Annotated in this window: 5 protein-coding genes (1 of these 5 cut by a window edge); 4 read left to right on the forward strand and 1 reads right to left on the reverse strand. The window is 36.2% G+C overall.

Annotation, left to right across the window (positions count from 1 at the left end; translation table 11 throughout):
• The first annotated feature begins 173 nt into the window (after positions 1-173).
• Positions 174-5,705 carry an alpha amylase N-terminal ig-like domain-containing protein gene (locus THEWI_RS00440; RefSeq protein ID WP_014062028.1) on the forward strand — a complete coding sequence of 1,844 codons (5,532 nt, stop codon included), beginning with the start codon at positions 174-176 and terminating at the stop codon, positions 5,703-5,705.
• A gap of 36 nt (positions 5,706-5,741) precedes the next feature.
• On the opposite strand, the gene THEWI_RS00445 is transcribed toward THEWI_RS00440, so the two are convergent.
• Complete coding sequence (locus tag THEWI_RS00445; RefSeq protein ID WP_003871271.1) at positions 5,742-6,635, reverse strand: PP-loop family protein; 894 nt, start codon at positions 6,633-6,635, stop codon at positions 5,742-5,744.
• Between the two features lie 176 nt (positions 6,636-6,811).
• On the opposite strand from THEWI_RS00445, the gene THEWI_RS00450 reads away from it, so the two are divergent.
• The 3 genes in view from THEWI_RS00450 to THEWI_RS00460 are tightly spaced (at most 20 nt apart) and all read left to right on the forward strand, a layout consistent with a single transcriptional unit that may run on beyond the window.
• Positions 6,812-7,654 carry a fumarate hydratase gene (locus THEWI_RS00450; protein ID WP_003871272.1) on the forward strand — a complete coding sequence of 281 codons (843 nt, stop codon included), beginning with the start codon at positions 6,812-6,814 and terminating at the stop codon, positions 7,652-7,654.
• Positions 7,655-7,674: 20 nt separating this feature from the next.
• Complete coding sequence (locus THEWI_RS00455; RefSeq protein WP_003871273.1) at positions 7,675-8,235, forward strand: Fe-S-containing hydro-lyase; 561 nt, start codon at positions 7,675-7,677, stop codon at positions 8,233-8,235.
• 5 nt (positions 8,236-8,240) lie between these two features.
• Positions 8,241-8,303, forward strand: partial view of a uracil-DNA glycosylase gene (locus tag THEWI_RS00460; RefSeq protein WP_003871274.1) — the beginning only. The gene runs 498 nt beyond the window's last position; the window shows 63 of its 561 coding nt (coding positions 1-63); its start codon is at positions 8,241-8,243; the stop codon falls past the right edge of the window.

Here is an 8,303-nt window from a genome sequence, read left to right on the forward strand (position 1 = left end):
AGACATGAAGGAAAACGATTGCGCAAAAATTTGCACAAGGAAATGTGTACATAAACACATTTATCTTTTTGTAACCTGTGAAAGCGATTGCCTAAAAGAAATGGGGGTGGTGTTGTAAATTAGTTTTTTAAAAAAATATTTAAGGAAATATATGGCGAAAAGGGGGATTATAGGTGTTTAAAAGGAGAGCTTTAGGATTTTTGCTGGCTTTTCTTTTAGTTTTTACAGCAGTATTTGGCTCAATGCCTATGGAATTTGCAAAGGCTGAGACAGATACAGCGCCAGCGATAGCCAATGTTGTTGGCAATTTTCAATCCAAACTTGGAGATTCTGACTGGAATATAAACAGTGCCAAAACGATAATGACATATAAAGGTAATGGCTTTTATGAATTTACTACCCCAGTTGCGTTACCTGCAGGTGATTATGAGTATAAAGTTGCTCTTAATCATTCATGGGAAGGTGGAGGAGTTCCTTCACAAGGTAATTTAAGCTTGCATCTTGATTCAGATTCTGTAGTGACTTTTTATTACAATTACAATACTTCAAGTGTTACCGATTCCACAAAATATACACCAATTGCTGAAGAAAAACTTCCGAGAATTGTGGGCACTATACAATCAGCAATAGGAGCAGGTAATAACTGGGACCCTGCCTCATCTACTGCTATAATGAGGGATTATAAATTTAACAATGTTTACGAATACACTGCAAACGTTCCAAAAGGGAATTATGAATTTAAAGTGACTTTAGGGCCCTCATGGGATATAAATTATGGCTTAAATGGTGAACAAAATGGGCCAAATATTCCTTTGAATGTGGTCTATGATACTAAGATTACATTTTACTATGATTCGGTTTCACATAATATATGGACAGATTATAATCCACCTCTTACAGGACCTGATAATAACATATATTATGACGATTTAAGACATGACACCCATAACCCATTCTTCCGCTCGCCTTTCGGTGCGATAAAAACGGGAGATACTGTGACATTAAGAATACAAGCAAGGAACCACGACCTTGAGTCAGCTAAAATTTCTTATTGGGATGATATTAAGAAAATAAGAATAGAAGTCCCTATGTACAGAATTGGTCAAAGTCCTGACGGGAAATATGAATACTGGGAAGTTAAGTTAAGCTTTGACCATCCCACAAGAATTTGGTATTACTTTATACTTAAAGACGGGACCAAAACTGCTTATTACGGAGATAACGATGAACAATTAGGTGGCGTAGGTAAAGCCACAGATACAGAAAATAAGGACTTCGAACTTACTGTCTACGATAAAAACTTAGACACCCCTGATTGGATGAAAGGGTCAGTAATGTATCAAATATTCCCTGATAGGTTCTTTAATGGGGATTCTTCAAATGACCATCTAAAGAAATACAGCAGAGGTTTTGATCCTGTTGAATATCATAGCAACTGGTACGAGCTTCCAGATAATCCGAATGATAAAAATAAACTAGGATATACAGGGGATGGCATATGGTCAAATGACTTCTTTGGCGGTGATTTAAAAGGTATAGATGATAAATTGGATTATTTAAAAAGCCTTGGAATATCAGTCATTTATCTCAATCCAATTTTTCAATCACCTTCTAATCACAGGTACGATACAACCGATTACACAAAAATAGACGAACTATTAGGAGATTTATCTACCTTTAAGAAGCTCATGGAGGATGCCCATGCAAAAGGGATTAAGGTAATACTTGATGGCGTCTTCAATCATACAAGTGATGACAGCATTTATTTTGATAGGTATGGTAAATACTTAAACACGGGAGTTTTAGGTGCTTATCAAGCATGGAAACAGGGAGATCAGTCAAAGTCTCCATATGGTGACTGGTATGAGCTAAAGCCTGACGGTACCTATGAAGGATGGTGGGGATTTGACAGTTTACCTGTGATAAGGCAGATAAACGGCAGTGAATATAATGTCAAAAGTTGGGCGGATTTTATTATAAATAATCCTAATGCAATATCTAAGTATTGGTTAAATCCTGATGGGGACAAAAATGCAGGTGCAGATGGTTGGAGATTGGATGTTGCGAATGAAGTTGCTCACGATTTTTGGGTTCATTTTAGAGATGCAATTAATAATGAGAAACCAAATGCGCCAATGATTGCCGAACTTTGGGGAGATGCTTCATTAGATTTGCTTGGAGACTCTTTTAACTCTGTTATGAATTACCTTTTTAGAAATGCAGCAATTGATTTTATATTGGATAAATCATTTGATGACGGAAATGTGGTTCACAATCCTATAGATGCAGCAAAACTTGACCAAAGGCTTATGAGCATATATGAGAGATATCCTCTTCCAGTGTTTTATTCTACTATGAATCTTTTAGGTTCTCATGACACCATGAGAGTATTGACAGTATTTGGATACAACTCTGCCGATAATAGTCAAAATTCTCAAGCAGCAAAAGACCTTGCGGTTAAAAGACTTAAACTTGCTGCAATACTGCAAATGGGTTATCCAGGCATGCCTTCTATTTATTACGGAGATGAAGCAGGACAATCTGGCGGAAAAGACCCGGACAACAGAAGGATATTCCCTTGGGGAAGAGAAGATACTGATTTGCAAACTTTTTTCAAGAAAGTTGTAAATATAAGAAATGACAATCAAGTTTTGAAAACAGGAGACCTTGAGACACTTTATGCAAATGGCGATGTTTATGCCTTTGGAAGAAGAATCATAAATGGAAAAGATACTTTTGGGAAATCGTACCCTGACAGTGTAGCTATTGTTGTAATAAATAAAGGTGACGCAAAACAGGTTTCTATAGATACCACTAAATTTATAAGAGATGGAGTTGCTTTTACAGATGCCTTAAGTGGCAAGACATACACGGTTCAGGATGGTAAAATTGTTGTAGAAGTTGGATCAATGGATGGGGCAATACTCATTTCAGATCCAGAGCAAAATTTGACAGCACCTCAGCCAATAACAGACCTTAAAGCAGTCTCAGGGAATGGCAAAGTAGACCTTTCCTGGAGTGTAGTAGATAAAGCAGTAAGCTATAATATTTACCGTTCTACAGTTAAAGGTGGGTTATATGAAAAAATAGCTTCAAATGTTACGCAAACCACCTATACTGATACAGAGGTTACCAATGGTCTAAAGTATGTGTATGCTGTAACCGCTGTAGATAGTGATGGAAATGAAAGTGATTTAAACAATGAAATTGAGGCATATCCAGCATTTCCTATTGGCTGGGCAGGAAATATGAACCAAGTTGATACCCATGTAATAGGCGTAAATAATCCAGTTGAAGTGTATGCCGAAGTGTGGGCAGAAGGATTAACAGATAAACCTGGCCAAGGGGAAAATATGATTGCCCAGTTAGGATATAGGTATATTGGAGATGGTGGGCAAGATGCTACACGCAACAAAGTGGAAGGTGTTGAAATAAGTAAGGACTGGACATGGGTTGATGCACAATATGTAGGGGATTCTGGGAATAATGATAAATACATGGCTAAATTTGTACCTGATATGGTAGGCACATGGGAATACATTATGAGATTTTCTTCTAACCAAGGCCATGATTGGACGTATACAAAAGGACCAGATGGGAAAACAGATGAAGCAAAACAGTTTACTGTCGTGCCATCAAATGATGTAGAAACACCTACAGCTCCAGTCTTACAACAACCAGGAATTGAATCCTCAAGAGTTACACTTAATTGGAGTCCGTCAGCTGATGATGTTGCTATTTACGGCTACGAAATCTATAAGTCTTCAAGTGAGACAGGACCATTTATAAAGATTGCAACTGTGTCTGACAGTGTGTATAACTACGTAGATACAGATGTAGTAAATGGCAATGTGTATTATTATAAAGTTGTGGCAGTTGATACCTCCTATAATAGGACAGCATCAAATACAGTAAAAGCGACACCTGACATAATACCTATAAAAGTGACATTTAATGTCACAGTACCAGATTATACTCCTGATGATGGTGTAAATATTGCTGGAAACTTCCCGGATGCTTTCTGGAATCCAAGTGCTCAGCAAATGACAAAGACAGGACCTAGCACATACAGCATTACCTTAACTTTAAATGAAGGTACACAAATTGAATATAAATATGCGAGAGGAAGCTGGGATAAAGTAGAAAAAGGTGAATACGGCAATGAAATTGACAATAGGAAGATAACTGTTACCAATCAAGGTTCAAATACAATGGTAGTAAATGATACAGTGCAAAGATGGAGAGATTTGCCGATATATATCTATTCTCCAAAAGACAACACTACTGTTGATGCAAATACGAGTGAAATAGAGATTAAAGGCAATACTTACAAAGGTGCAAAAGTAACTATAAATGATGAATCTTTTGTACAACAAGAAAATGGTATATTTACAAAAGTAGTTCCTTTAGAATATGGTGTAAATACTATCAAAATACATGTAGAGCCAAGTGGTGACAAGAATAATGAACTTACAAAAGATATAACAATAACTGTTACAAGAGAGGAGCCCGGCCAGGAGACAGAACCTACTCCTACTCCACCAACAGAAACAACAAAACCATCTCAAGAAGTATCACAAGGCAAAGTAGTTGTAGAAAATAACACAACAACACTTACAATAGACGAAAACAAAGTAGCAAAAGACATAAAAGACACTTCAAAGAAAGAAATACAATTTGACTTAACAAATATAGGAACTACACCTCAAAAAGCATTAGAAATACCTGTAACTGTACTTAATTTAATAGCAGAGAACAACAAAAACGTAGTAGTAAAATCAGACGAAGTAGCTCTTCAATTTGATGCAAAAACTTTGGGAGTATCACAAGAAGCAATTGACCTCATAAACAAAGCGGGAACAATAAAACTTAACATACACAACAAAGGCAAAAAGGAAGCATCATCTTTCGAGCCAATAACAAGCGCCTATGACATAACAATAAAAGCAGGAGACAAAGACATAAAAATAGGGTCACCAGTAAAAATGACATTTAACATAAAAGGTGCAAAAGACATAAGAAAAGTAGGAGTATACTACTTAAACGAGAAGACAAATCAATGGGAATACGTAGGAGGAAAAGTTGACAAAGGAACAAACACAATAACCTTTGAAGCCAAACACTTCTCAACCTATGAAGTCTTTGAATACAACAAAGAATTCAAAGACGTAACAAAAGACAATTGGGCATATGACGTAGTAAATGTCCTTGCATCAAGGCACATAATAAAAGGAGTAGACAGTGAAACATTTGTACCGAACGCAAAAATAACAAGAGCAGAATTTGCAGCATTAATGATAAGGGCATTAGGAATAGAAGAAGAGCCGTACCAAGGAGAATTCAATGACGTAAAAGAAGGAGCATGGTATGCTAACGCAATAGAAGCAGCATACAAAGCAGGGATAATGTTAGGAGACGGCAAGAATATGAGGCCGGATGACCCAATAACAAGAGAAGAGATGACAGCAGTAATAATGAGGGTATACGGAAAGCTTGCAGAGTACAAAGAGGACAGTATAGGGAATACCACTTTCAGTGATAACAACAAGATAAGCGAATGGGCAAAGAATGTAGTAGCGAATGCAGTAAAACTTGGAATAGTAAGAGGATATGAAGATAACACTTTCAAGCCAAAAGACAACGCTACAAGAACAGAGGCAGCAGCTATGCTTTACAGAATTTTAGAGAAAACAGGAAATATATAAATGAGAAAAATGCGCCCATTGGGCGCATTTTTCTCATTAGTCAGTTTTTACCCATGTGCGGCAGAAGGTACACACGGGAGAAACAGAAGGAAAACCACATACCTCACAATTTATTTTTGGAGGACGGGCAGAAGTACCAGCAAATAGATGGGCATATTTTGTGTAGTTTTTATAAAAAGACCTTTTAATTCCTGGGGAATTTTCCTCTAACATATCTAAGGCTTCTTGATATCTTGTATATTTTGCTTCTCTTGAATAAGGACATACTGCGGTTACAGGTTTTATATTGTGAAGTTTTGCAAAAGCAATTATCTCTTCTTCTGCTTGGAAAGCGAGAGGTTTAATTTTTCGAGCAAATCCCGGTTCTTCAGGGAGTACAGGAGTTCCCTTTGATAAATGATGAAGGTCCCATCGGAATAGATTTGCTAAAAGCAACTTAGCCATGTCGTCTAATGTATGACCTGTTGCTAGTGCATCAGCTTTTACAGATAAAGTGTATTCATTCATAAGATGCCTTTTAGTGACTCCACATAGAGCACATATCCTGTCTTGGTGTTTAGCTACATCCGGGATACCTTTTCGAAATTTTTCTTTTAAGCTTACTATTTCTAAAGGAATATCATTTTCTTTGCAAAAGTTTTCCACAACTTCTCTAGATCGAGAAGAGAAGTTGTTTTCTTCTATTCCTAGATCTATAAAAAAGCCCAGCACTTCATAACCTAATCTTTTTAAGACAAAAGTAGTGACTAAGGAATCTTTTCCTCCTGAGATTGCAACGACTACGCGCCCTTTCGGAGGCAGCATTTTATATTTTTCAATAGTTTTGGCAACTTGTCTCATAAAAAAAGCATCCAAATGTTCTTCGCAAAAGGCGGAATTATGAGCGGGGAATTTTACAATTGCTGGTTTACGGCATACAGTACATTTCAATGGCATAACCCTCCTTTACTTAATAAATTGTGTACTACAATCAAAGCTATACCTTAAATTATAAAAAATTTAAAAAGAAATCGCAAAAACGCTATTACTTCAACAAGTTTTCCTTAAAAAATTTCTAAAAAATAGTATTATATACTTGTGAAGAACTTAAGAGGGAGTGAAAAATTTTGAAAGTGATAGAAGCAAAGAAAATTACTGAAATAGTAAAATTGCTTTGTATTGAAGCTAATTATGAATTACCTCAAGATATATTTGAAAGTTTAAAAGAAAGAATAAAAGAGGAAACAAGTCCTTTGGGTAGAGAAATTTTAAAAGATATAGTTGCAAATGCTGAAATAGCGAAAACGCAAAGAATGCCTATATGTCAAGATACAGGAATAGTGGTAGTTTTTGTAGAGATAGGACAAGAAGTACATATAGTTAATGGCAATTTAGAAGAAGCGATAAATGAAGGTGTAAGACTGGGGTATGAAGAGGGGTATTTGAGAAAATCTGTTGTAAAAAGCCCTATTTTGCGAATAAATACTGGTGACAACACTCCTGCGATAATACATTATCATATCTGTGAAGGGAATAGATTTTCAATAACTGTAATGCCTAAAGGTGCAGGAAGTGAAAATATGAGTGCTTTAAAAATGCTAAAGCCTTCTGACGGAGTGGAAGGGATTAAAAATTTTGTTATTGAAACAGTTGAAAAAGCAGGTCCTAATGCTTGCCCTCCCTCGATCGTGGGAATAGGAATTGGAGGGGATTTTGAACTTGCTCCTTATCTTGCTAAAAAGGCGTTATTGAGGAAAGTGGGAGAAAGAAATACTGACGAAGTGATAGCTCAATTAGAAGAGGAATTACTGCAAGAAATAAATACATTAGGTGTTGGTCCGCAAGGGTTGGGAGGAAGTACTACCGCTCTTGATGTTCATATTGAAACTTATCCTACCCATATAGCTTCTCTTCCTGTAGCTGTCAATTTAGGATGCCATGTTACAAGACATGCTACTTTTGTATTATAATATTGTTGGGAGGAAAAATGATGTACAAGAAAGTAACTACTCCTTTAGATGAGGGAATAGTAAACCAGCTTAAAGCAGGGGACTTAATTTTGCTATCAGGAGAAATTTATACAGCAAGAGATGAAGCTCACAAGAGAATGATAGAATCATTAAATAGAGGAGAAAAATTACCTTTCGAAATAAGAAATAGTGTAATTTATTATGTAGGTCCCTGTCCTCCTAAACCGGGACAAGTTGTAGGAAGTTGTGGGCCTACTACAAGCGGAAGAATGGATAAATACACACCGGTATTAATTGAATTAGGATTAAAAGGCATGATAGGAAAGGGATATAGGAGTAAAGAAGTTATAGAAGCTATGAAAAAGTATAAAGCAGTTTATTTCACTGCTATAGGAGGAGCAGGAGCACTACTGGCACAAAAAGTAAAAAAAGCAGAAATAGTAGCTTATGAAGATTTAGGTACAGAGGCTATCTATAAATTTTTAGTTGAGGATCTTCCTGTTATTGTTACTATAGATATCTATGGCAATAATTTGTATGAGATTGAGAGAGAAAAATATAAGACTAATTTAAAAAGGTGAGAGAAATGGCACTTCTACCCTTAAAAGAACTATATTTAGAGTGTTTACATTGTACAAAATGTGACCTT

Origin of the sequence: Thermoanaerobacter wiegelii Rt8.B1 (assembly GCF_000147695.2) — a bacterium.
Taxonomy (GTDB): domain Bacteria; phylum Bacillota; class Thermoanaerobacteria; order Thermoanaerobacterales; family Thermoanaerobacteraceae; genus Thermoanaerobacter; species Thermoanaerobacter ethanolicus.